This is a genomic window from Comamonas thiooxydans (assembly GCF_000964545.1).
Taxonomy (GTDB): domain Bacteria; phylum Pseudomonadota; class Gammaproteobacteria; order Burkholderiales; family Burkholderiaceae_C; genus Comamonas; species Comamonas thiooxydans.
Window position 1 is genome coordinate 133210 of sequence record NZ_BBVD01000007.1, and the last position, 23473, is coordinate 156682.

The window sequence follows — 23473 nt, forward strand, 5'->3', positions numbered from 1 at the left end:
TTGTAGGAAAGCTAGCCGACTTTGCCGGGCAGCCGGGCATTGCCCTGTCGCCAGCGCCTATTCCGATGGCTGGCCTGCCGGGTAGCGAGCCTTGGCCATGCGGAACGTCAGATTCCAGCGCTCATTGCCAAGCAGCGGGTGCTGGCCCTCCATGAGCGGAGCGACGCCATGAAACACCAGGCGCGAGGGCCCGCCCCAGACCAGCACATCGCCATGGGTGAGCGCAAGGCGCCGGGTGGGACTCTGGCGCGTCAGCCCGCCCCAGAGAAAACGACAGGGCAAGCCCAGCGAGACCGAGACTATGGGCGCAGCAAAGTCATGCTCGTCCTGGTCGCGGTGCAAGCCCATGCGCGCACCCGGCTGATAGCGGTTGATCAGGCAGGCATCGGGTGCAAAGCCCGGATAGCCGGCCAGCGCCGCCGCCCTGGCGGCCTGCTCGCCCAGAAAAGCCGGGATGGCAGGCCAGGGCTTGCCGGTCTGCGGATCGACGGCGCTGTAGCGATAGCCCTGCAGATCCGAAATCCAGCCCCAGCCGCCAGCGTTGGTGATCGCCACCGACATGAACTTGCCGCCGGGCACCTGCATGGTGCGAAATGCGGCCCGCGTCTGCAAAGCCGTCACCTCGGCCACCCAGCGCTGCTCCTCGGCTGCCGCAAACCCGCGCAGCAGCACGGCACCGTCATCAATGATTTCGGCGGGCAGGGAGTCGGCAGGAAACAGCGAAAGCGTCATTGCAACGCCATCATAGGCCTGGCCGGCGACTGGCCCTCCCAGCCGCCAGCCAGCGCCTGGTACAGCGCCACGGCGGCACGCAGGCCGCGCGCGCGGCTGTCGGCCGCCGCGTCCTGGGCCGCATAGAGGTCGCGCTGCGCGTCCAGCACCTCGTACAGGCCCACGCTGCCCAGGCGGTAGCGGCGCTGCGCGAGCTGCTCGGCCCGTGCACGCTGCTCGGCGGCCTGGGCCAGATGGGCGTCCTCGCTGCGGGTGCGCGTGAGAAGCACCAGGGCGTTCTCGGTGTCCTCCAGCGCCAGCAGCACGCTTTGCTGGTACTGAGCCAGCGCGACCTGGGCGCCCGCTTCGCTGGCAGCGATGCGCGCGCGTACGCGGCCCACGTCGAGGAAAGACCAGTCCACGCCCAGGAACACGCTGCGGCTGGCACTGCCGGCCCCGAACAGCGCGCCCGTGCTGAGAGCGGAGCTGCCCAGCAGACCGCCCAGCGACAGGCGCGGGAACAGCTCGGCCGTGGTCACGCCCACCCGCGCCGTGGCCGCATGCAGACGCGCCTCGGCGGCGGCCACATCGGGGCGACGGCGCAACAGGTCGGCGGGCGTGCCGGGAGCGATGGTCTCTGGCAACTGCGGCAACGCGGCCGGCACGTCCAGCGCCGCGATCAGTGCCTCGGGCACCTGGCCGGTGAGCACGGCCAGCCGATGCTGTGCCACGGCGATCCGGGCTTGCAGCGCGGGAATGCGCGAGCGCGTGGTCTCCAGTTGCGCCTGGGCGCGCGCCAGGTCGAAGTCTGTGCCGCTGCCATGCGCCAGCCGCAGCTGCACCAGGCGCAGCGTATCTTGCTGATTGGCGGCATTGGCCTCGGCCAGCTGCAGGCGCTGCTGCCAGCCGCGCAGGTCGGCGTAGCTGGCCGCGACCTGGGCCGCAATGGCGACCTGCAGCGCAGCCAGATCAGCGGCACTGGCCCGCAGATCGGCTCTGCCGGCCTCGATGTTGCGACGCACGCGACCAAACAGGTCCAGCTCCCAGCTCGCATTGATTCCGGCGCTGTAGCTGCGCTGGCTGCGCGGCCCGCCCATGGCTTGGCTTTCGCTGCGTCTTTGCTGCAGCGCCTGGCCCGACAGGGTAAGCGTCGGGAGCTGATCAAGACGGCTCTCGCGCAGCAGGGCCTGGGCCGCATCGAGCCGCGCCAGCGCACCGCGCAGATCCTGGTTGGCCCGCAGGGCCTGCTCGACCAGTTGCGTGAGTTGCGCATCCTGGAACTGGCGCCAGAACGCAGCGTCGGAGCCGGTCTCGGGCGATGCCTGCTTCAGGACTGCAGACGGCTCGGCCCGCGCAAACTGCGCGCCGGCCTGAGGCAGCTCGGGCGTGCGGAAATCGGGGCCGACGGCGCAGCCTGCCAGCAGGGTCGCAAGGCCCGCCACGGCATATGCCAGAGCATGCCGGCGCAAGGGTTTGCGGATCTCAGACATGGCTGCCCTCCAGGGATGTGGGTGAAACAGGTGAAGCAGGATGGGCAGGCGTGCGGGTCGCCAGCGACCGGCCCGACAGGCGGCGCAGCGTGACGTAGAACACCGGCGTGAGGAAGAGGCCGAACAGCGTCACGCCCAGCATTCCCGAGAACACCGTCACGCCCGTGGCCGCGCGCACCTCGCTGCCCGCGCCGCCGCCGATCAGCAATGGCACGGCGCCCGCGATGAAGGCGATGGAGGTCATGACGATGGGACGCAGCCGCAGACGGCAGGCCTGCAACGCGGCATCGACGATGGGCGAGCCGCGCATCTCCAGCTCGCGTGCGAACTCCACGATCAGGATCGCGTTCTTGCAGGCCAGACCCATGAGCACCACCAGGCCCACCTGCACGAAGACGTTGTTGTCGCCCCCGGCCAGCCAGACGCCGAACAGCGCCGCGCAGATGCACACGGGCACGATCAGGATCACGGCCAGCGGCAGGGTCCAGCTTTCGTACAGCGCGGCCAGCACCAGAAAGACCAGCATCACGGCGATCACGAAGACCACGGCTGCGGCATGGCTCTGCTCGACCTGCTGGTAGCTCAGGTCCGTCCAGGCCAGCTCGATGCCGCGCGGCAGCGTGCGCTGCGCAATCTCCTGCAGCTTGGTCAGCACCTCGGCCGAGGACAGCAGGCGCGGATCGGAGTCGCCGATCAGGTCGGCGGCCGGAAAGCCGTTGTAGCGCAGCACCGGATCGGGCCCGTAGCTGGGCACCACCGTGACCATGGAGCCTATGGGCACCATCTCGCCGCGCGTGTTGCGCGTGCGCAGCTGGGCGATGTCCTCCACGGCCTGGCGGTAGTCGGCATCGGCCTGCAGCATCACGCGCCAGACGCGGCCGAAGGCGTTGAAGTCGTTGACGTAGACCGAGCCCAGATAGGCCTGCAGGGTCTGGAACAGGTCGGTCAGCGCCACACCCTGGGCCTTGGCCTTGATGCGGTCCACCTTCACTTCCAGCTGCGGAATGTTGGACTGGTAGCTGCTGACCGGGTAGGTCATGCCCGGTGTCTTGGCAATCTCGGCCTGAAAGGCCTCAAGCGCCTGCTGCAGCGCTGCATAGCCCAGGCCTGCGCGGTCCTGCAGGAACAGCGAATAACCCGATCCGTTGCCCAGGCCCTGGATGGGCGGCGGCATCAGCGCATAGGCGAAGCCGCCCTCGATCTGCGCGAACTTGGCACCCAGTTCGGCATTGATGGCCTCGGCGCTACGTGTGCGCTCGCCAAAGGGCTTGAGCATGATGTAGGAGCTGGTCAGATTGGGCGTGGTCGTGGACTGCAGCGCATTGAAGCCCGCGAAGGCCGCGACCATGTCCACGCCATCCACGCTCTTGGCCGTCTCCACCATCTGGCGCGTGACCGCATCGGTGCGGTTCAGCGACGCGCCCTCGGGCAGCTTGGCGCCGGCAAACAGGTAGAGCTTGTCCTGCATGGGGATGAAGCCCCCGGGCACGGCATGGAACAGCACGGCGGTGCCGGCCAGCAGTGCCGCATAGACCGCGAACACCAGGCCGCGTCGACGCAGCGAGCGGCCCACCGAATTCTGGTAGCCATGAGCGCTGCGATCGAAGAAGCGGTTGAAGGGCCGGAAGAGCCAGCCCAGGCCCTTGTCGATGACGCGCGCCAGCGCGTCGCGCGGTGCGCCGTGCGGCTGCAGCAGCTTGGCCGCCAGTGCCGGTGACAGGGTCAGCGAGTTGATGGCCGAGATCACCGTGGAGATGGCGATGGTCACCGCGAACTGCTGGTAGAACTGGCCCGTGACGCCGCTGAGAAAGGCCATGGGCACGAAGACCGCGCACAGCACCAGGGCGATGGCGATGATGGGCCCGGAGACCTCCTTCATGGCCAGATGGGCAGCCTCCTGCGGGCTGTGGCCCTGCTCGATGTAGCGCTCCACGTTCTCGACCACGACGATGGCGTCGTCCACCACGATGCCTATCGCCAGCACCAGACCGAACAGCGTCAGCGTGTTGATCGAGTAGCCCAGCAGGTACAGGCCCGCGAAAGTGCCGATGATGGACACAGGCACGGCCAGCAGCGGAATGATGGAGGCGCGCCAGGTCTGCAGAAAGACGATGACCACCAGCACCACCAGGATCACGGCCTCGATCAGCGTGCTCTGCACGGCCTTGATCGAGTCGCGCACAAAGACCGTGGGGTCCCAGACGGACTCGAAGGCCACGCCTTCGGGCAGATCCTTGGAGAGCCGGTCCATGGCCGCGTAGACCTGCTCGGCCACGCCCAGCGCATTCGCGCCCGGTGACAGGAAGATGCCAACGGCAGCCATGTTCTTGGTGTCGCTCCACGAGCGCAGCGTGTAGTCGCTGGCGCCCAGCTCGATGCGCGCCACGTCGGCCAGACGCACGACCTGGCCGCCTTCGCCGCTCTTGAGCACGATGTCTCCGAACTCCTCGGCCGTCTTCAGCCGCCCGCGCACATTGATGGACAGCAGCTTGTCGGACTTCTGCGCACTGGGCTCGGCGCCCAGCTGGCCGGCCGAGACCTGGATGTTCTGCTCGCGGATGGCGGCGATCACCTCGCCGGCCGTGAGCTGGCGTGCCGCCACCTTGTGCGGGTCCAGCCAGACGCGCATCGCATAGTCGCCCGCGCCGTAGATGCCCACGTCGCCCACGCCGGGAATGCGCGCCAGCACATCCTTGATCTTGAGCGTGACATGGTTGCGCAGATACAGCGCATCATGCGCGCCGTCGCGGGACACCAGGCCCACGTACATCAGCGGCGTGGACGCCTGCTTCTGCGTGGTTACGCCGAACTGTCGCACCTCCTCGGGCAACCGGCTCTGGGCCTGGCTGACACGGTTCTGCACGCGAACAGCTGCCGTGTCGGGGTCGATTTCGGGGCGGAAGGTAGCGACCACCTGCAGGCTGCCGTCCGAAGCCGCGACCGACTTCATGTACATCAGGCCTTCGACTCCGTTGATGGCTTCCTCCAGGGGCACTGCCACCGACTCGGCGACCTCCTTGGGATTGGCTCCCGGATAGGTGGCGCGCACCACCACACTGGGCGGCACGACCTCGGGATATTCGCCCACCGGCAGTTGCGGAATGGCCACCAGGCCGACGGCGAACATGATGATGGAGAGCACGACCGCGAAGATGGGCCGGTCTATGAAGAATTTGGAGAAGTCCATGGCACTCCCCCCTTACTGCGCAGCGGCAGGCACAGGCTGCACGGCCGCTGCCGCCACCGGCCTGGGATTGACGGGCATGCCGGGGTAGTAGATGCGCTGCACGCCACCCACCACCAGCCGGTCACCCGCGGCCAGTCCTTTTTCCACCAGGCGCCGGCCATCGACCATGCGACCCAGCGTGAGGTCGCGACGCTCGGCCACATTGCCTTCGCCCACCACATAGACGTACTTGCGGTCCTGGTCGGTAAGCACGGCCTTGTCGTCGATCAGCAGCGCCTGGGACTCGCCCCCCTGCGGATCCGGGCCGCTTTGCATCCGCACGCGTGCGAACAGGCCTGGCGTCAGCACCCGATCGGGGTTGGCCAGGCGCGCGCGCAGGCGCATGGTGCCCGTGCCCGGCTGGAGCTGGTTGTCGCTGAAATCCAGCGTGCCCGCATGGGCAAAGCCGCTGTCGCCGACAAGGGCCACGCGCACCGCGCGGCCCTGGCCGCTCAGGCCGGCCTTCTGGTAGCGCAAAAAGCTGTGCTCGTCGGCATCGAAATAGGCATACACCGGGTCCTGCGAGACCAGGGTAGTCAGCACGCTCTGGTCGGCCTGGGCCATATTGCCCACGGTGAGCAGGGCGCGGCTGGCACGGCCCGTGATGGGCGAGCGCACCTCGGTGAAATCGAGCTGCAGCCGTGCGGTGGCCAGATCGGCCTCTGCCGCGCGCACCTGGGCCGTGGCCTGGGCCAGTGTTGCGGCCCTTGTATCGGCCTCTTCGCGCGAGACCGCATTCTCGGCCACCAGCTGACGCGCGCGTTGGTCCTGCGTCTGCGCCAGCCCGGCAGCGGCACGCGCGCGTTCGAGCTGGGCCTGAGCGCTGGCCAGGGCCGCGCGATAGGGCCGCTGGTCGATCACGAACAGCAGCTGGCCCTTCTTCACCTCCTGGCCCTCGGCGAAGGCGATGCGCTCGATATAGCCCGACACGCGCGAGCGCAGCTGCACCGACTCCACGGCCTCGATGCGGCCGTTGAATTCGTCCCAGGGGCGTACGGCCTGCAAGGCAACCTCGGCCACCTGCACCTCGGGCGCGGGCGGCGGGCCGTTGCTGGCATGTGCATCGCCCGCGCCGGGACGGCCGCAGCCGGAAAGCAGGACCAGCGTCGCGAAGCCGCCGGCCAGCAGCAAGGGCCGCAGCGGCGGCATGGAATGGACTGACATATGGACTCTCCCTGAATGAATGCGCCCGCCCTGCTGGCGGCAGTAGGCCTGACGGAACGGCCACCTCTGCCTACAAGACGCAGGAGCAGCCAGGCTTGTGACAAGCATTGGCAGGTGGCTGGGAGAGATTCAATAAAGATAGCTTCTGTCACACTTCACCAAACAACCTCAGACACAAAACCATCTGAAGTCGTTTTTCATCAAGCGAATACAGCTACGGATATCAGAAGAACTCCGGCCAGCGCTTGGGCCGTTGATTGCGGCTCCACCGGCTATCGATCACAATGGCGGCATTCTTCAAGTTCAAGTGAACTTTAAGTCAAGCTCCGGAGAAAGACATCATGAAAACTGAGGATGATCCGCTGATGAGCATCAGCGACTTCGCGCAGCGCAGCGGCGTCAACGCATCGGCGCTGCGCTTTTACGAGTCGCTGGGTCTGATCGAATCGGTGCGCAGCGCCGGCGGCAGGCGGCGCTACCACCGCTCGGGCCTGCGGCGCATTGCCTACATCGTGTTTGCGCAGCGCGTGGGCTTCACGCTGGAGGAGATCGCCGCGCAGCTGGCACGGCTGCCGACGCGGCATGTGCCCACGGGCGGCGACTGGCAGAAGATGTCGCGCATCTGGCAGCAGCGGCTGGACGAGCGCATCACCGAGCTGCAGCGCCTGCGCGACAGCCTCAACCAGTGCATAGGCTGCGGCTGTCTGTCGCTCAAGGTCTGCAGCATGTACAACCCCGGCGACCAATGCCAGCGCGGCGGCCCGGGGCCGCGCCGCTGGCTAGGCGACGAGCTGCAGGCCGAGGACCATTAGCCTCGGCCAGGGCTCAGCGGCCGCTGGCCTGGGCGAAGGCCAGCACGGCCTGCAGCAGACGCTGCATGGTGGGCTGGATACGGGCCGCGACCTCGGGCAGGTAGTCAAACGGCATCTGCTCCTGCATATAGCTGGACTGCGTCATCTCCAGCTGCACGGCGTGGAAGCCCTGCTCCGGCTGACCATAGTTGCGCGTGATGAAGCCGCCCTTGAAGCGGCCGTTGAGCACGCTGGTGTGGTCCGGCGCCTGCCGTGCAATGTCCAGCAGCTGCTGGGCCAGCGCCGGCGCGCAGCTCTTGCCGTCGGCGGTGCCCAGGTTCAGGTCGGGCAGCTTGCCCTCGAAAAAACGCGGCAGCACCGAGCGGATGCTGTGCGCATCCCACAGCATGGCCACGCCGTGCTGGCTCTTGATGCGATCGAGCTCGGCGCGCAGCTGCGCATGATAGGGCTGCCAGTAGAGTTCGCGGCGGCGCGCGACCTCCGCCTCGTCGGGCTCCAGGTCCTTGCTGGCATACAGGGGCTTGCTGTCGAAGCCGTCAACCGGGCACAGCCCGGTCACGCTCTGGCCTGGATAGAGGCTGGCACCATCGGGCGGACGGTTCAGATCGATGACATAGCGCGAATGCGTGGCGACCAGAATGGATGCGCCCAGCGCCTTGGCGAAGTCGTAGAGCTGCGGCATATGCCAGTCGGTGTCGTGGACTTCGCGCCCTTCGGGCGTGAGCCTGGCCGCAATGTCGGCCGGTACATGGGTACCGGTATGCGGCATGGAAATCAGCAGCGGTGCCGTACCCTGGTGGAAGACAAAGGGGGCGATGGCTTGGCTCATGGAGCGTCTCTCTTCTGTCAAAAATCTGAATGCAGCCGCCCTCAGGCGCCTTGCAGCAATGCCTTGCGGGCCAGGACAAAGCCCTGTTGCGCAACCTCGTGCAGCGCATGGCGGCCTGCCTGCACGCGCTGCTGGCCGCGAACCCAGACATCGGCAATGGCCGAGGTGCGATGGCTTGCAAACACATGGGCCGCATGACCGCTGTCGGCTGGCAGGCCGTTGAGGGCCACATGCCGGGCATCGAGCACCACGAAGTCGGCCTGCTGGCCCACGGCCAGACCGGCAATGGCGCGGCCGGATGCCTGGGCACCGCCGGCCACCGCCTGCAAGGTCATGGAAGTCGCCACCTGGGGCTGGGCACCGCCGCCGAGCACATTGCGCTGGCGCAGGTTCAGGCGCTGGCTGTATTCGAGCATCAGCAGCTCTTCGGCCGCGTTGACCGTGGCGTGGCTGTCCGAGCCAATGCCCCAGCGGCCGCCATGCCTGAGCCACGCCGGCATATCGAAAATCCCATCACCGAGGTTGGCTTCGGTGGTGGGGCAGATGCCGGCCACGGCAGCGCTGCGAGCCGCGCCCGCATATTCCTCGGGCGTCATATGCGTGGCATGAACCAGGCACCAGCGCGCATCGACGGGCGCATGCTCGAGCAGCCATTGCACGGGGCGCTGACCGCTCCAGGCCAGGCAGTCATCCACCTCCTGGGTCTGCTCGGCGATATGGATGTGCACCGGCGCCTTGGGCAGCATGGCGTGCAGGCCTGCGAGCGCGGCCTTGAGGCTGTCCGGCGGCACGGCGCGCAGCGAATGCGGAGCCAGGCCCAGGGCTGCCTGCTGCGTCCTGGTCACGGGCTCCAGCTGCTGCAGCAGGGAGAGCATGTTGTCCGTGCTGCGAATGAAGCGGGCCTGATCCTCGCGAGGCGGAAGACCCCCGAAGCCGCTGGTCTGATAGAGCACGGGCAGCAAGGTCATGCCTATGCCCGTCTTCTGCGCCGCACGCAGCAGCGCCAGGGACAGGCTGGCATCGTTGGCATAGGGCTTGCCGCCCACATCATGGTGCACATAGTGAAACTCGCACACCGAGGTGTAACCTGCCTCCAGCATCTCCAGGTACAGCCAGGTCGCAATCGCTTCCAGCGCCTCGGGCGTCATGCGGTTGGCAAAGCCGTACATCAGCTTGCGCCAGCTCCAGAAACTGTCCTGCGCCTGGCCACGGAACTCGGTCAGCCCGCCGAACGCACGCTGGAAGGCATGCGAGTGCAGATTGGGCATGCCGGGGATCAGCGGGCCAGCGGCGCGGATGGCGGTATCGACCTCGCCGGCCTCTCCGCTTTGCGGATCCACATCGGTGAGCACCTCGGCCAGACGCCCGCTCTCATCCCAGCTGAGCAGGACATTGCGCGCCCATCCCGTGGGCAGTAAGGCGTCTTCGGCAAAAAGTGTGCCGCTGGAGGAGGAAGAGTGCATGATCATTTCGAAATGCCTGAAGGAGATGAAACCAAACGCTGGCCACGGGCCGCAAGCGCCAGCGCAGCCACAGCCAGCAAGGCCAGCGCGGCGCTGACCTGGATGGCCTGGGTGTAGCCGCCAGTCTGGTCGAACACCCAGCCGGACGCGCTGGCGCCGACGACTGCCGCCAGCCCCACGCTGATGTAAAGAATGCCCAAAATGGCACCCAGCCGCAAGGTGCCGAACCACTGGGCGGCAAGGACGGGAAACAGGGCGATGCAGCCGCCATGCGCCGCGCCGAACAGCAGGGCAAACACGGCAAGCGCGGCCCAGCCATGTGCCTGCCACCACAGCAGGTGCAGCAGGGCCAGAAAAATGCTCAGACCCATGAGCAGACGCAGAGCTCCCAGCCTGTCGCCGAGACCGCCCAGCAGCGGCCGGCCCAGCACATTGCCAGCGCCTATCAGGGCGATCAGCCACTGGCTTGAAACGGCATCGATATCCAGGCCCTGGGCCATGGGAGCGATATGCACCAGGGCCGCAAACAAGCTCACCGAAGCCAGGAAGATGGCCAGGAAAAACCAGCCGAAGCTGCTGCTGCGCACGGCCTGGGACAGCTCCATGCCCTGCGCCTGAGCTGCAGCCTGGGCAGGGTGAGGATCGCCGTCGCAGCTCAGGCCTAGCTGCGAGGGCTGGCCGACCATGGACAGCGCGGCCGGCAGTCCCAGCAGCAAGATGGCCAGCGCAAACCACTGCATGGTGATCTGCCAGCTCTGCAATTCCAGCAGCCAGCCCGCAAACAGCGGCGCGGCGAAGGTGCCGACGCCGGTGCCGGCCGAGGCCAGGCCGGAGGCACGGCTGCGTAGCCGTATGAACCAGCGCTGCACGGCCACCAGGGCCGGTACGTAGATCAGGCCCACGCCAGCGCCCACGAACAGGCCGAAAACCACGAACAGCTGCGCCAGCGAGCGGGTCTGGCTGGCCAGCGCAAAGCCTGTGGCCAGCAGCAAGACCCCCGCACCGGTCACGCGGCGCAGGCCTATGCGGTCGGCCAGGGGGCCGGCAACAGCGCCCACGCAGTAATACAGCAAAGCCGTCACGGCAAACAGCGAGCCCACGGAGAAACGGCCCGCATCGAACTGCGTCTGGATGCTCTTGAAAAAAGCGCCAAAGGAATAAGCTGCACCGAAGGCCAGGGCGAGCAGGCCATGGGCCGCCGCCACAATCGTCCAGCCCCGGAACAGCTTCATGGCTCAGGCCTCGAGCGCGGCCAGCAAGGCCTGCACAAAACGCACGTTGTCGCCTTCGGTGCCTATGGACACGCGCAGGAAATGCTCGAAGCCGGGCTCCTTCCAGGGTTTGACGATCACGCCCTGCCTGAGCAGCGCCTCGGTCACCGGGCCATTGTGACGGCCGAGGTCGAGGAACAGGAAGTTGGCCACCGAAGGCGCAATGCGCAGGCCTTGCAGCGGCCGGCCCGGCCCTGCCAGCGCCAGCAGCTGTCTGCGCAGATCTTCGCGCAGCGCCACCGTGGTCGCCACACCGCTGCGCATGTGCGCGGGATCGTTCCAGGCGGCCAGCGCCGCACGCTGGGCCGCCATGTTCACATTGAAGGGCGAGCGCACCTTGTCCATCAGGCTCACCAGCTCGGCGCTGTCGGCCATGCCGTAGCCCACGCGCAGACCGGCCAGGCCCCAGGCCTTGGAGAAGGTGCGCAGCACGATCCAGGGCCCGACACGCGCCTCCAGCATGGCCAGCACATCGGGGTAGTCGTCGTCATGCAGCGCGTATTCGTAATAGGCCTCATCCACCACCAGCACGGTGTTGACGGGCGTGGCCTCCAGCACCTGCGCAAACTGCGCCGCATCCATCATGCAGCCCACGGGGTTGGACGGGTTGGGCAGGAAGGCTATCTTGGGGGCCTTGGCCACTGCAGCGCACCAGGCGCCCAGATCGAAGCCCAGCTCCTCGTTGAGGTCGAGGAGCTCGACCTCCGCGCCCATCATCTTCGGATAGATTTCGTGCAGGCCGAACACGGGGCGCTGGGTCACAACCAGATCGCCGGGAGCGAGAAAGACCTCGCAGAGAATCTTGATCAGGTCTTCCGAGCCGTCGCCGAACACCAGGCGCCCGGCGGGCAGCCCCGTGCGCTCGGCAATGGCTTCGCGCAAGGCCGTGCAGTTGGCATCGGGATAGTTGCCCACATCATTGGCCACATCGGCAATCGCCCGGCGCACCGAGGCGCTGGCACCGAAGGGATTTTCATTGCTGGCCAGTCGCGCAATATCGGTCACGCCATAGCGCGCCCGCACCGCTTCGTTGGACAGGCCGGCGTTGTACGCAGGCAGCGGGCGCACCTGGGCACGGGCCAGCGAGGCCACCAGGGAATTCGTCATAGATCAAACACCTTTCCGGGATTCATCAGGCCCAGTGGATCGAGGGCCAGCTTGATGGCCCGCATCGCCGCCAGCTCCGCAGGCGTGCGGCTGTTGCCCAGATACGGTTTCTTGTGCAGGCCGATGCCGTGCTCTGCGGAGACGCTGCCCTGCATCTCGCCCACGATGCGGTAGAGAAGCTCCTCCACCTGCTCGCATTCGCCGTTGACGGTCTTGCCATCCACCGAGACATGGAGGTTGCCGTCGCCCACATGGCCGAAGTACAGCGCCTGGTGACCAGGCCAGCGAGCGGCAAAGGCCTGCATGCAGGCTTCGGCAAAACGGCCGATGTCGGCCTGAGGCAGGCTCACGTCGAAGTTGATCGCGGGATGCATATTGTTGTTGAGCTCGGCCGGTGCCTCGCGCAGCTTCCACAGCTGCTGCACCTGGGCGACCGACTGGGCCACGATGGCATCGAGCACCTCGCCGGCCTCCATGGCTTCCTCAAGCACCTGCTGCAGATCGCCCTGCAGCTGCGCCTCGTCCTTGCCGTCCACATTGATCAGGGCCAGCAAGGGGTACCGCTGCTCAAAAGGCGCAGCGAGCTTGAGCCAGGCCATGGAGGCCTGCACAAAGCTGTCCCACATCAGCTCATAGGCCGCGACGCTGTTGCCGAAGCGCGATTGCATGCGCTTGAGCACGGCCAGGGCCGAGTCGAAATCGGGCATGGCCACCAGCGTCGTGGCCGTGGCCTGGGGCGCGGGGCGCAGGCGCAGCAGCACGCGCGTGATGATGCCCAGCGTGCCTTCGGCACCGATGAAGAACTGCTTGAGGTCGTAGCCCGTGTTGTTCTTGATCATGGGACGCAGCATGGGCAGCACCGTGCCGTCGGCCAGCACCACTTCCAGGCCCAGCACCTGCTCGCGCATCATGCCGTGCTGCAGCACGCCGTTGCCGCCCGCATTGGTGGAGACATTGCCGCCGATCTGGCAACTGCCGCGAGCACCGAGATCCACGCCGAACACCATGCCGACATCGACGGCAGCTTCCTGCACGGCTTGCAGGGTGACGCCGGCCTGCACCTGCATCAGTCCAGTCTTGGCATCGATGTCCTCGATGCGGTTCATGCGATCCAGCGACAGGGCCACGGCCCCCTCCATCGGAACCGCTGCACCGGCCAGCCCGGTCAGACCGCCCTGCGGCACTACCGCAATCCGGTGGGCGCTGCACAGACGCATGACCGCGCTGACTTCCTCCGTGGTCCGTGGGCGCACCAGCGCCAACGGCTGCTGGGGCGGCGTGCCGCTCCAGTCGGTGCGGCTACGCTCGGGCGTGTCCGTGCCGTGCAGCGCCACATCGGCGCCCAGGGTGGAAATCAGTTCATTGAGAAATTGTTCGTGAGACATCAGCAACCTTTCGCGCTCCCCGCTTTCAGGCTTTGGCTTGCTGCGCAATCAGGCCCTGGCGCACCACCGTACAGTCAGGCTTGCTGCCGAACCAGTAGGCCAGCTCGGCAGCCTGCTTTACGGGCCAGAGCACGAAGTTGGCGGGACGGCCCACGGCAATCAGGCCTTGCTCGTCCTGCAGACCCAGAGCCTGCGCGGCATGCCGGGTGATGCCTGCCAGAGCCTCGGGAACCGTCAGACGGAACAGCGTGCAAGCCATATTGGCCATGAGCAGCAAGCTCAAGCACGGGGAGGTACCCGGATTGTGATCGGTAGAAACGGCCATGGGGACCTTGGCAGCCCTTAACTCCTCAATCGGCGGCACTTTGGTGTCGCGCAGCGTGTAGAAGGCTCCGGGCAGCAGCACGGCCACGGTACCGGCCTTCTTCATCTCGTCAATGCCGTGTTCGGACAGGTGCTCGATGTGGTCGCAGGACAGCGCACCATAGCGGGCCGCGAGGGCTGCACCCTCCATATTCGACAGCTGCTCGGCATGCAGCTTGACGGGCAGACCCAATGCCTTGGCCGCCTGAAAGACCTGCTCGGTCTCTGCCAGCGAGAAGGCAATGCGCTCGCAGAACACATCGACGGCATCGATCAGGCCTTCGGCGGCCAGTGCCGGCAGCATGACCTGACAGACCAGATCCGTGTATTCCTGGCTGCGGCCCGCATACTCTGGCGGCAGCGCATGGGCCCCTAAAAATGTGGTGCGCACAGTCACCGCACACAGCTCGCCCAGGCGCCGAGCGGCACGCAGTTGCTTGCGCTCGTGTTCCAGGGCCAGGCCGTAGCCCGACTTGATCTCTATGGCCGTCACGCCTTCGGCCAGCAACTGCTCGAGACGCGGCAACGCCAGCGCCACCAGCTCGTCCTCCGACGCTTCGCGCGTGGCCCTGACGCTGGAGACGATGCCTCCGCCGGCACGGGCCACTTCTTCGTAGCTGGCCCCGGCCAGGCGCATGGCAAACTCGTTGGCACGCTCGCCGCCATAGACCAGGTGGGTGTGGCAGTCGATCAGGCCCGGCGTGGCCAGGCGCCCTGCGCCATCATGCCGGGGCAGCGCCTGGTATTCGGCGGGCATGGCATCCTGCGGGCCCACCCAGACCATGCGGCCTTGCTGCACCACAATGCAGGCCAGCGTGCCCTCGGGAATATCCGCCACTTCGGAGACATACAGCTCCGGCGCCAGACGCAGGTTGTACCAGCAGCCGTCGGCAGAGACTGCAGGATGGGAAATAACTTGCGTCATGGCGATGCTCCTAGTGTTCGATTACGGCAATTCAAACCATGAAACTACTAATTTCATAGCTGCATGCGCTTGCCACTCCTGATTTTTCATATCAATACATATTGAAATGACCAACCAAAGCGCGCAAGCTGCTCCTGTTTCAGCTGTGCGGCGTCAGGTTGACCAGAATCAGCCTGGCCTGCTCGTCCTGCGCCAGCAGCGGCTCGGCCTGGGGGCTGGTCCACCAGAGGCCCTGACCGGCTTGCAGTATCCGCCCGTCGGCGCATTTCCAGCCACCCTCCAGCACCATGCAAAGCCCTGCGGCGCTCAGCCCCGCCTCTGCCTGGCCACCGAGCTGCTCCAGACTGGCCGACCACTGTCCGCGCCGGGTCATGACATTGAAGTCGCTGGACGGCCCGCCCAGCAGATCGCAATCCAGCGCCATATCGCCCGAAAAGGCGAATGGCTGCCAGCGCTCGGTCAATGCATGCTCGAGCCCGGCCTGGGCGCTGTGCAGCCGTACCCCGTCGCCATCAAGCAGCATGATCTGGCGGTCTATGCCCGGAAATGCAGAAAACGGGCCGGCCTGGGCAATTGTGGCCACGCTCACGCGCCAGCCAAAGCTGTCCATGCCCGCACCCTGCGGCCAGCAGGCAATCTCGCGCGTGCTGCCGCCCCCGTTCTTCCACGGGCTGGGCGCAATCTGGTTCAGGTCAAAGCGTTGCATCGATCAAAAGCACAAAGAATTAAAACAAACGCCGCGCTAGAACCGGCGTACCCCAGCGCGGGAGTACCGAGCCGGGGCCGCAGCCGTCTGGCACGCAATGATGCGTGTCAAGGCTTGCCCAGGAAGCCCAGCGCCGCCAGGCTCATGGCCTTCACGCCGGTCTTGATGGAGGGCTCCGGCAGCGGCGCGAACTGCGGCGAGTGGTTGAACACCAGCGGCTTGCCGCCGGGGCGCTGCGAGGCGGCCACTTCCTGCGGGTCGGTGACGCCGACCAGGAAGAACATCGAGGGCACGCCCTCGGCGCCGTATTCGGCGAAGTCTTCGCTGGTGGTCAGCGGCGGCGTGCGCGCCACGTTGTCGGCCCCCAATGCGGCCTTCAGCACCGACTCGACCTGCGCCACGACGGCCGGGTTATTGACGGTGGCGGAGCTGGTGTCCGGCAGCGAGATATCGGGCTCCGGCGCGCCAGCCGCTGCGGTCGAGGCAAGCGCGACACGGCGCACGCCGTCGAGCAGTTGTGCCCGCACCGCCGGTGCGTAACTGCGGATCGTGCCGCGCAGCACCACCCGGTCGGGGATGATGTTGCCGGAGCTGCCCGCCTGCATCGCGCCGATGGTGACGACGCCGAATTCCATCGGGTCCTTGTCACGGCTGACGACCGACTGCACGTCGACGATGAAGCGCGCGGCAATCATCACCGGATCGAGCGCCTTGTGTGGCGCCGAGCCGTGGCCGCCACGGCCCTTGAAGGTGATCTGCACCTCGTTGGCGGCCGAGGTCATCGGCCCCACCGCATAACTGACGGTGCCGATGGGGCGCGGGTCGGTGTGCAGCGCCAGCGCCACGTCGGGCTTGGGAAAGCGGGTGAACAGTCCGTCGGCCAGCATGGCACGCGCACCGGCGCCGGTTTCTTCCGCGGGCTGGGCAACCAGCATAAGCGTGCCGCGCCACTGCGACTTCAGAGCCGACAGCGTGCGCGCCACGCCGACCCACGCCGCCATGTGAACGTCGTGGCCGCAGCTATGCGCCACGAAGGTCTCGCGGCCGTTCCAGGTGGTCTTGGCGCGGCTGGCATAGGGCAGGCCGGTCTTTTCCTCCATAGGCAGCGCGTCCATGTCGGTACGGACCATCACCGTGGGGCCCGTGCCGTTGCGCAGCAGGGCCACCACGCCGGTCTTGCCGACCTGCTCCGTCACCTCGAAGCCGAGGCTGCGCAGCTCCTTCGCCAGCCGGGCGGCGGTACGGGTCTCGGCAAAGCCCAGTTCGGGGTGGGCGTGCAGATCCTTGTACAGCGTATCCAGCTGCGGGTACATCTCGCCCATCAGGCGATCGATCGCGGCGGGCTCCTGCGCGGCCGCCCAGCCGGGCACCAGCAGCGCCGCGGCCAGGGCGACGCCACGCAGCAATGCGGGAGCACGGAGGATTCTCCGTTGAGTCATGTGCGCGGCGGCCATGGCGCTTACTTCACCATGGGCAGCTTCAGGCCCTGCTTGCGTGCGGTCTCAATGGCCAACTCGTAGCCTGCGTCCGCATGGCGCATCACGCCCGAGCCGCAGTCGTTGACCAGCACGCGCGCCAGCCGCGCGGCGGCTTCATCGGTGCCGTCGGCCACGATGACCATGCCGGAGTGCTGCGAGTAGCCCATGCCCACGCCGCCGCCGTGGTGCAGGCTGACCCAGGTGGCGCCGCCGGCAGTGTTGAGCAGGGCGTTGAGCAGCGGCCAGTCGGAGACGGCATCCGTGCCGTCCTTCATGGCTTCGGTCTCACGGTTGGGGCTGGCCACGGAGCCGGTATCCAGGTGGTCGCGGCCGATGACGATGGGGGCCTTGAGTTCGCCGTTCTTGACCATTTCATTGAAGGCCAGGGCCGCCTTGTGGCGCTCGCCCAGACCCAGCCAGCAGATACGTGCGGGCAGGCCCTGGAAGGCGATGCGCTCGCGCGCCATGTCCAGCCAGCGGTGGGTGTGCTTGTTCTCGGGGAACAGCTCCTTGATCTTGGCGTCGGTCTTGTAGATGTCCTCGGGGTCGCCCGACAGCGCCACCCAGCGGAACGGGCCCTTGCCCTCGCAGAACAGCGGACGGATGTAGGCGGGCACGAAACCGGGGAAGTCGAAGGCGTTCTTCACACCCTCGTCGAAGGCCACCTGACGGATGTTGTTGCCGTAGTCCACCGTGGGGATGCCCATGGCCTGGAAGTCCAGCATGGCCTGCACATGCACGGCGCAGCCCTGGGCCGCGGCCTTGGTCAGCTTGGCGTGCTGGCTGGGGTCGGCAGCGGCTGCTTCCCACTGTGCCACGGTCCAGCCCACGGGCAGGTAGCCGTTGATCAGGTCGTGGGCCGAAGTCTGGTCGGTCACGATGTCGGGCTTGGGGCCGCCGGCCTTGGCGCGCTTGACCAGCTCGGGCAGGATTTCAGCGGCATTGCCCAACAGCGCGATGGAGACCGCCTCACCCTTTTCGGTGTGATGCTTGATCAGGGCCAGCGCGTCGTCGACGTCCTTGGCCTGCTTGTCCACATAGCGGGTGCGCAGACGGAAGTCGATGCTGGACTGCTTGCATTCGATGTTCAGCGAGCAGGCGCCGGCCAGCGTGGCGGCCAGGGGCTGGGCGCCGCCCATGCCGCCCAGGCCGGCCGTGAGAATCCACTTGCCGGTCAGGTCGTTGTTGTAGTGCTGGCGACCGGCTTCGACAAAGGTCTCGAAAGTGCCCTGCACGATGCCCTGGCTGCCGATGTAAATCCAGCTGCCGGCCGTCATCTGGCCGTACATGAACAGGCCCTTGCGATCCAGCTCGTTGAACTTCTCCCAGGTGGCCCACTTGGGCACCAGGTTGGAGTTGGCGATCAGCACGCGGGGCGCGCCCGGATGGGTCTTGAACACGCCCACAGGCTTGCCCGACTGGACCAGCAGGGACTCGTCCTCATTGAGTTCCTTGAGGGACGCCAGGATCTGGTCGTAGCACTCCCAGTTGCGGGCGGCGCGGCCGATGCCGCCGTAGACCACCAGGGCTTGCGGGTTCTCGGCGACCTCGGGGTCGAGGTTGTTCTGGATCATGCGGTAGGCCGCTTCGGTCAGCCAGTTCTTGCAGCTGAGCTGGTTGCCGCGAGGGGCGCGGATGACGCGGGTGGGGTCGATGCGCGAATCGGTAGGGGTAGTCATGGCTGCTCCTTTGACAGTAATGGAGAGAATATGGAAAAGGCGTTACGGCTCGGCGCGGAAGCGGGTTGCCTCGGCGTAGAAGTCGGGCTCGACGGCTGGGGCCGGGCTGCACTTGGGATAGATCATGGCCGCAGGCACCTTCATGGACCGCTTGGCCAGTGGGTAGTACACCAGCGATGTCACCAGCAGGCTGACGATCCAGGAGATGTCGGCACCGCCCAGCATGGAGGCGAGCGGACCCTTGTACAGCGCCTGGTTCAGGAACGGGATCTGCACCAGGATGCCCAGCACATAGCAACCCAGCGCCATGAAGTTGTAGCTGCCATAACGGCCCTGGGGGTCGTATAGCGCGGGAATGTCGACCCGCTCCTTGGACACCAGGTAGTAGTCCACCAGATTCACCGCGCTCCAGGGCACGAAGACGGCGAGCAGCAGCAGCACGAAGTTCTTGAAGTTGTTCAGGAAGTCGGCGCTGGCCAGCAAGGCCACCACCAGCGACAGCAGCACGAAGCCGACGATGTAGGCGATGCGCGCGACGGGCGAGATCTGCGTCTTGTTGTTGAAGCCGCTGACCGTGGTCAGGATGGTCATGAAGCCGCCGTAGGCATTGAGGCAGTTCACCGTGAGCTTGCCCGAGACGATCACCAGGTAGATCACGATGGCGGCCGGACCAGCCAGGTCACCGATGAAGCCGACCTGGTTCTTCAGGAACTGGCCCCCCAGCGCGGCGACCAGCACGCCCAGCGTCATGGCGATCTGCGCGCCGATCACGCTGCCCATGAAGGTGGTGGTGAAGGCCCGCGACGTAGGCGTGTTGGACGGCAGGTAGCGCGAGTAGTCGGCGACGTAGGGCGCGAAGGTCATCTGCCAGCCGGCCGACAGCGCGATGGTGAGCAGGAAGCTCGCCCAGGTGAAGGGCTTCTGGCCGAAGGCGCTGGCCACGTCGTACTGCATGCCCAGGCGCACGGCCAGGTAGGCAAAGCCCAGCAGCCCGATCACCGTGGCCACGCGGCCGAGCACGTGGATGAGGCGATAGCCCACCACGGCCACGATGGCGGTCAGCGTGCCGAAGATGATCATGCCGGTCTGCGGGGCCGAGAAATCGAACATGCGGTTGATGGCTTGGCCCGAGAGAACCGTGCCCGTGGCCGCGAAGCCCAGGTACATGAGGATCACCAGCAGCAGCGGCAGGGCCGCGCCCTTGACGCCGAACTGCACGCGGCTGGAAATCATCTGGGGCAGGCCCAGGCGCGGGCCCTGGGCCGAATGCAGGGCCATGACGATGCCGCCGAGAATGTTGCCGATCAGCAGACCGATGATGGCCGTCATGGCCTCGGCGCCGAACACGATGGCCAGCGCTCCGTCGACAATGGCCGTGATCTGGCAATTGGCTCCGAACCAGAGGGTGAACTGGCTGGAGGGCGAGCCGTGGCGCTCGCTCTCCGGAACCATGTCTATGGTTCTGGTCTCGATGGCGCCAGAGGAACCCAGCGTGGCTGTATCAATACTCATGAATTGCTCCGTCAATCCCTCTGGATGTCTCTTATATGTCCGAACAACTTTCATTTATTTTCGCGAAGTTGTATAGACGAATTTTGTGATTTACTCCCACCCACGTCAATCATCTAGACAGCTTTTCTGATCCACACAAACCCTATGTCGCGAACCGATACCACCGCCGCCGTACCTGCGTTCCAGCGCATCAAAGACCATGTGCTGCAGCAGATTCAAAGTGGCGTATGGCAGGAAGGCCAGGCCATTCCCAGCGAGGCCGCCCTGGTCAAGCAGTTCAATGTGGCGCGCATGACCGTCAACCGCGCGCTGCGCGAGCTCAGCGACGAAAAAACACTGATGCGTGTCCAGGGCTCGGGCACTTTCGTGGCCCAGCAGAAGTACCAGGCCACCCTGGTGGAGCTGCGCAATATCGCCGACGAAATTGGCGCACGCGGCCACCGGCACCGGGGGGAGTTGCAGCGGCTCGAGCGCTGCAAGGTCGATGCCGCCCTGCTGCGCCAGTTCGAGCTGAGCGCCGCCACCCATCTGTTTCACTCCGTGGTCGTGCACTTCGAGAACGATGTCCCCATCCAGATCGAAGACCGCTATGTGAATCCGGCCGTGGCTCCCGACTATCTGAGCCAGGACTTTGCAAGCCAGACGCCCAATGCCTACCTGGTGCGCGTGGCTCCGCTGCAGGGCGTGAATTTCTCCATCGAAGCGAGCATGCCCACGGCCGAGGTGGCGGAGCTTTTGCGCATGGAGGTCACCGAACCCTGTCTGGTATTGCGCCGCAGAACCCGCTCCCAGGGCCAGGTGGCCTCGGTTTCGGCACTGTGGCACCCGGCTTCGCGCTACCAGTTCGCCGGCAGTTTCTGACCCGCCGCCCCGGCAAGCGCAGCCGGAACGCTGCCCCGCAACGGCAAGAACCGCTCTTGCCCGATGCTTGCGGCGTGACGGCATGGTGGCGGCTCAGACCGCGTTGCTCGGCAGAATGCTCTGCAACACCTCGGGCCAGGCGGTTTCCAGCGCCCACAGACGCATGATTTCGATATCGGGGGCCAGATAGCGGTCCTTGTCCAGATAGGGCACCTGACTGCGGATCAGCGCGTACTGCTCCTCGATCAGCGGCGAGCTCTTGAGCCGGCGGTCGAAGTCCATGCCCTGGACTGCGGCCATGGCCTCCACGCCCACGATCACGGCCGTGTTCCTGACCATGTCTGCCAGGCGACGCGCGCCATAGGTGGCCATGGAGACATGGTCTTCCTGGTTGGCCGAGGTGGGCAGACTGGTCACGCTGCTGGGATGGGCCAGGCACTGGTTCTCGGCCGCCAGGGCAGCCGCCGTGACCTGGGCGATCATGAAGCCCGAGTTGACGCCGCTGTCCTCGATCAGAAAGGCCGGTAGGCGCGATAGTCCGGTGTCCAGCAGCAAGGCCATGCGACGCTCGGAGATGGCGCCGATTTCAGCGATCGCCAAGGCCATGATGTCGGCGGCGAAAGCCACGGGTTCGGCATGAAAGTTACCGCCCGAAATCACGTCGCCGTTATCGAACACCAGCGGATTGTCCGAGGCTGCATTGGCTTCGATGACCAGCACGCGCGCGGCATGGCTGAGATTGTCCAGGCAGGCGCCCATGACCTGCGGCACGCAGCGGATGGAATAGGGGTCCTGCACGCGCCCGCAATTGGGGTGCGAGGGGTCGATGGCGCTGCCGTCCAGCAGCGAGCGCACGGCAGCCGCCACGGCGATCTGTCCCTGCTGGCCGCGTGCCGCGTGGATGCGCGCATCGAAGGGCTTGATGGAGCCCTGTATGGCTTCCAGCGTCAGGCAACCTGCGACCAGTCCTGCGGCCAGCACGCTTTCGGCCTGGAACAGACCCGCAAGCGCCAGCGAGGTGGAGACCTGGGTTCCATTGAGCAGTGCCAGCCCTTCCTTGGGGCCGAGCACAAAGGGCTCCAGGCCGATATGCTGCATGGCCTCACGGCCGGAAACGAGCTTGCCGCCCACCTTGGCCTGCCCCTCGCCGATCAGCACGCAGGCCAGGTGCGACAGAGGCGCCAGATCGCCCGAAGCCCCTACCGACCCCTTGGAGGGAATCACGGGCAGGACATCGGCATTGGCCAGGGCCAGCAGCGCGTCCACCAACGCCGTGCGGGCTCCCGAATGCCCGCGGGCCAGACTCACGGCCTTGGTGGCCAGAACCAGACGCACCACATGATCCGGCAGCGGCTCGCCCGTGCCGACACTGTGCGAAAGCACCAGATTGCGCTGCAGCTCGGCCAGACGCTCATGGGCGATCTTGGTCGAAGCCAGCTTGCCGAAACCGGTATTGATGCCGTAGACCACCTGGTCTTCATCGACGATGTGCTGCACATGCGCCTCGGCCTTGCGCATGGCCGCATAGGCGGCCTGCGCCATGCTGAGCTGCACGCCGCCGTCCTGAATGCGGCGCAGCTGAGCCAGCGTGAGTTCGCCGGGATGCAGTTCCAGTTCGGAGTTCGAGAGCTCTTGGGTGGTGGTCGTGTTCATGGCTATACCTGTCTATACAGTCAAGAGAAACAAAAACGTACTGAGGGATTCAAGGGCCTGGCCGGGATCAGCCGCCGTGCACTGAATCGGTTCGGAAACGGCTACCGAGTCGGTAGCGCATGCCCGGATGCACGCAATGCACCCAGGTGATAGGGACGCCGCGCAGCCAGGTACGACGCGTGAGCATCAGGCAAGGCTGGTCGAGAGCCATCTGCAGCAGCCGGGCCTGCTCGGCCGTAGGCAAGATCGCATCGACCACATGCTCGATCTGGTCGTACTGCACATTGCGCACCAGATAGACCGAGGGTTGCACGGCAGAGAAATCCTGGTCCATGAAGTCGGGGACCAGGCGGGGGTTCACATAGCGGTCTTCGATCTGGACCGGCAGCTCGTTTTCGAAGTGCACGCCGTGCAGGTGAAAGACCGAGGCGCCAACCGCCAGGTCCAGCGCCGCAGCGACCTCGGGCGAGGCGGACTCGCGGCGCATGTCGAGCAGCTCGAAGCGATGGTCATGCCCGCGCTGGGTGATCTCTTCACCGATATTGGCGATGCGCAGCAGGGTCGATTGCGGCTTTTCCTCGGCCACGAAGGAGCCGACACCGGCCACACGCACGATCACGCCCTGCTCGGCCAGCTCGCGCAGCGCACGGTTCACCGTCATGCGCGCCACGCCGAACTCGTTCACCAGTTCCTGCTCGGAAGGTACGCGCGCACCGGCGGCCAGCGATCCGTCGCCGATCTTGCGCAGCACATGGTCCTTGACCTGCTGGTACAGCGCGAGCGGCATCTGGGCGGCAGGAGCCGGTTTGCGCTGTGCAGGGTCTCGGACATTCATGAT

18 protein-coding genes are annotated in these 23473 nt (G+C 66.3%); 2 read left to right on the plus strand and 16 right to left on the minus strand.

All coding sequences use genetic code 11. From position 1 onward, the window contains the following. Positions 1 to 57: 57 nt before the first annotated feature. From alkB to Cth01_RS11355, 4 genes are read right to left on the minus strand one after another with little or no spacing between them, the layout of a single operon-like run. Complete coding sequence (alkB, locus tag Cth01_RS11340) at positions 58 to 732, minus strand: DNA oxidative demethylase AlkB (RefSeq protein ID WP_034351391.1); 675 nt, start codon at positions 730 to 732, stop codon at positions 58 to 60. Beyond that, complete coding sequence (locus Cth01_RS11345; RefSeq protein WP_034406832.1) at positions 729 to 2201, minus strand: efflux transporter outer membrane subunit; 1473 nt, start codon at positions 2199 to 2201, stop codon at positions 729 to 731. The genes alkB and Cth01_RS11345 overlap by 4 nt, the downstream gene beginning before the upstream one ends. Then, complete coding sequence (locus Cth01_RS11350; protein ID WP_045839257.1) at positions 2194 to 5388, minus strand: efflux RND transporter permease subunit; 3195 nt, start codon at positions 5386 to 5388, stop codon at positions 2194 to 2196. Before Cth01_RS11350 ends, Cth01_RS11345 begins: the two co-directional genes overlap by 8 nt. 12 nt (positions 5389 to 5400) lie before the next feature. Continuing rightward, the gene (locus tag Cth01_RS11355; RefSeq protein WP_045839258.1) at positions 5401 to 6591 is read right to left on the minus strand and encodes an efflux RND transporter periplasmic adaptor subunit; all 1191 of its coding nucleotides are present in this window, start codon (positions 6589 to 6591) and stop codon (positions 5401 to 5403) included. Between the two features lie 341 nt (positions 6592 to 6932). On the opposite strand from Cth01_RS11355, the gene soxR reads away from it, so the two are divergent. After that, positions 6933 to 7403, plus strand: coding sequence for a redox-sensitive transcriptional activator SoxR (gene soxR, locus Cth01_RS11360; protein ID WP_034351383.1), 471 nt, complete (start codon positions 6933 to 6935; stop codon positions 7401 to 7403). Positions 7404 to 7416: 13 nt separating this feature from the next. On the opposite strand, the gene hutG is transcribed toward soxR, so the two are convergent. From hutG to Cth01_RS11410, 10 genes are all read right to left on the minus strand, one after another. Then, on the minus strand, positions 7417 to 8232 hold the full coding sequence (gene hutG / locus Cth01_RS11365; RefSeq protein WP_012836664.1) for an N-formylglutamate deformylase: 816 nt from the start codon (positions 8230 to 8232) through the stop codon (positions 7417 to 7419). Positions 8233 to 8273: 41 nt separating this feature from the next. Continuing rightward, positions 8274 to 9701 (minus strand): formimidoylglutamate deiminase, encoded by a 1428-nt coding sequence (locus Cth01_RS11370; protein ID WP_034406822.1) that lies wholly within the window; start codon positions 9699 to 9701, stop codon positions 8274 to 8276. Next, positions 9698 to 10927 carry an MFS transporter gene (locus tag Cth01_RS11375; RefSeq protein ID WP_045839259.1) on the minus strand — a complete coding sequence of 410 codons (1230 nt, stop codon included), beginning with the start codon at positions 10925 to 10927 and terminating at the stop codon, positions 9698 to 9700. Before Cth01_RS11375 ends, Cth01_RS11370 begins: the two co-directional genes overlap by 4 nt. Before the next feature lie 3 nt (positions 10928 to 10930). Next, on the minus strand, positions 10931 to 12073 hold the full coding sequence (locus tag Cth01_RS11380) for a histidinol-phosphate transaminase (RefSeq protein WP_045839260.1): 1143 nt from the start codon (positions 12071 to 12073) through the stop codon (positions 10931 to 10933). Continuing rightward, positions 12070 to 13458, minus strand: coding sequence for an FAD-binding oxidoreductase (locus Cth01_RS11385; RefSeq protein ID WP_045839410.1), 1389 nt, complete (start codon positions 13456 to 13458; stop codon positions 12070 to 12072). Before Cth01_RS11385 ends, Cth01_RS11380 begins: the two co-directional genes overlap by 4 nt. A gap of 25 nt (positions 13459 to 13483) precedes the next feature. After that, entirely contained in the window at positions 13484 to 14746 is a 1263-nt protein-coding gene (hutI, locus tag Cth01_RS11390) for an imidazolonepropionase (RefSeq protein ID WP_034406815.1), read from the minus strand. A 139-nt stretch (positions 14747 to 14885) separates the two neighbouring features. Continuing rightward, a complete protein-coding gene (locus Cth01_RS11395) occupies positions 14886 to 15452 on the minus strand; it encodes a HutD/Ves family protein (protein WP_034351370.1) in 567 nt (188 codons plus the stop codon). Between the two features lie 107 nt (positions 15453 to 15559). Further along, entirely contained in the window at positions 15560 to 16891 is a 1332-nt protein-coding gene (locus Cth01_RS11400; RefSeq protein ID WP_045839411.1) for an amidohydrolase, read from the minus strand. Positions 16892 to 16911: 20 nt separating this feature from the next. After that, positions 16912 to 18609, minus strand: a complete 1698-nt coding sequence (gene hutU, locus Cth01_RS11405) for a urocanate hydratase (RefSeq protein WP_045839261.1) — start codon at positions 18607 to 18609, stop codon at positions 16912 to 16914. Between the two features lie 42 nt (positions 18610 to 18651). Then, positions 18652 to 20121 (minus strand): purine-cytosine permease family protein, encoded by a 1470-nt coding sequence (locus Cth01_RS11410; protein ID WP_045839262.1) that lies wholly within the window; start codon positions 20119 to 20121, stop codon positions 18652 to 18654. A gap of 144 nt (positions 20122 to 20265) precedes the next feature. Here Cth01_RS11410 and hutC (Cth01_RS11415) point away from each other — a divergent pair, with 144 nt between their 5' ends. Continuing rightward, positions 20266 to 20982, plus strand: coding sequence for a histidine utilization transcriptional repressor HutC (hutC, locus tag Cth01_RS11415; RefSeq protein ID WP_045839263.1), 717 nt, complete (start codon positions 20266 to 20268; stop codon positions 20980 to 20982). 93 nt (positions 20983 to 21075) lie between these two features. Here the strand turns inward: hutC (Cth01_RS11415) and hutH are convergent, their stop codons facing one another. Then, complete coding sequence (gene hutH / locus Cth01_RS11420) at positions 21076 to 22635, minus strand: histidine ammonia-lyase (RefSeq protein WP_034406810.1); 1560 nt, start codon at positions 22633 to 22635, stop codon at positions 21076 to 21078. Between the two features lie 67 nt (positions 22636 to 22702). Next, positions 22703 to 23470, minus strand: a complete 768-nt coding sequence (gene hutC, locus Cth01_RS11425; RefSeq protein ID WP_034351361.1) for a histidine utilization transcriptional repressor HutC — start codon at positions 23468 to 23470, stop codon at positions 22703 to 22705. Between the last annotated feature and the right edge of the window lie 3 nt (positions 23471 to 23473).

Coding starts and splice junctions, on each gene's coding strand:
- Cth01_RS11345 (WP_034406832.1), bottom strand. CDS start 2,201: ATGTCTGAGATCCGCAAACCCTTGCGCCGGCATGCTCTGGCATATGCC.
- Cth01_RS11400 (WP_045839411.1), bottom strand. CDS start 16,891: ATGACTCAACGGAGAATCCTCCGTGCTCCCGCATTGCTGCGTGGCGTC.
- hutH (WP_034406810.1), bottom strand. CDS start 22,635: ATGAACACGACCACCACCCAAGAGCTCTCGAACTCCGAACTGGAACTG.
- Cth01_RS11385 (WP_045839410.1), bottom strand. CDS start 13,458: ATGTCTCACGAACAATTTCTCAATGAACTGATTTCCACCCTGGGCGCC.
- Cth01_RS11355 (WP_045839258.1), bottom strand. CDS start 6,591: ATGTCAGTCCATTCCATGCCGCCGCTGCGGCCCTTGCTGCTGGCCGGC.
- Cth01_RS11380 (WP_045839260.1), bottom strand. CDS start 12,073: ATGACGAATTCCCTGGTGGCCTCGCTGGCCCGTGCCCAGGTGCGCCCG.
- alkB (WP_034351391.1), bottom strand. CDS start 732: ATGACGCTTTCGCTGTTTCCTGCCGACTCCCTGCCCGCCGAAATCATT.
- hutU (WP_045839261.1), bottom strand. CDS start 18,609: ATGACTACCCCTACCGATTCGCGCATCGACCCCACCCGCGTCATCCGC.
- Cth01_RS11350 (WP_045839257.1), bottom strand. CDS start 5,388: ATGGACTTCTCCAAATTCTTCATAGACCGGCCCATCTTCGCGGTCGTG.
- hutG (WP_012836664.1), bottom strand. CDS start 8,232: ATGAGCCAAGCCATCGCCCCCTTTGTCTTCCACCAGGGTACGGCACCG.
- Cth01_RS11410 (WP_045839262.1), bottom strand. CDS start 20,121: ATGAGTATTGATACAGCCACGCTGGGTTCCTCTGGCGCCATCGAGACC.
- hutI (WP_034406815.1), bottom strand. CDS start 14,746: ATGACGCAAGTTATTTCCCATCCTGCAGTCTCTGCCGACGGCTGCTGG.
- hutC (WP_034351361.1), bottom strand. CDS start 23,470: ATGAATGTCCGAGACCCTGCACAGCGCAAACCGGCTCCTGCCGCCCAG.
- Cth01_RS11395 (WP_034351370.1), bottom strand. CDS start 15,452: ATGCAACGCTTTGACCTGAACCAGATTGCGCCCAGCCCGTGGAAGAAC.
- hutC (WP_045839263.1), top strand. CDS start 20,266: ATGTCGCGAACCGATACCACCGCCGCCGTACCTGCGTTCCAGCGCATC.
- Cth01_RS11375 (WP_045839259.1), bottom strand. CDS start 10,927: ATGAAGCTGTTCCGGGGCTGGACGATTGTGGCGGCGGCCCATGGCCTG.
- soxR (WP_034351383.1), top strand. CDS start 6,933: ATGAAAACTGAGGATGATCCGCTGATGAGCATCAGCGACTTCGCGCAG.
- Cth01_RS11370 (WP_034406822.1), bottom strand. CDS start 9,701: ATGATCATGCACTCTTCCTCCTCCAGCGGCACACTTTTTGCCGAAGAC.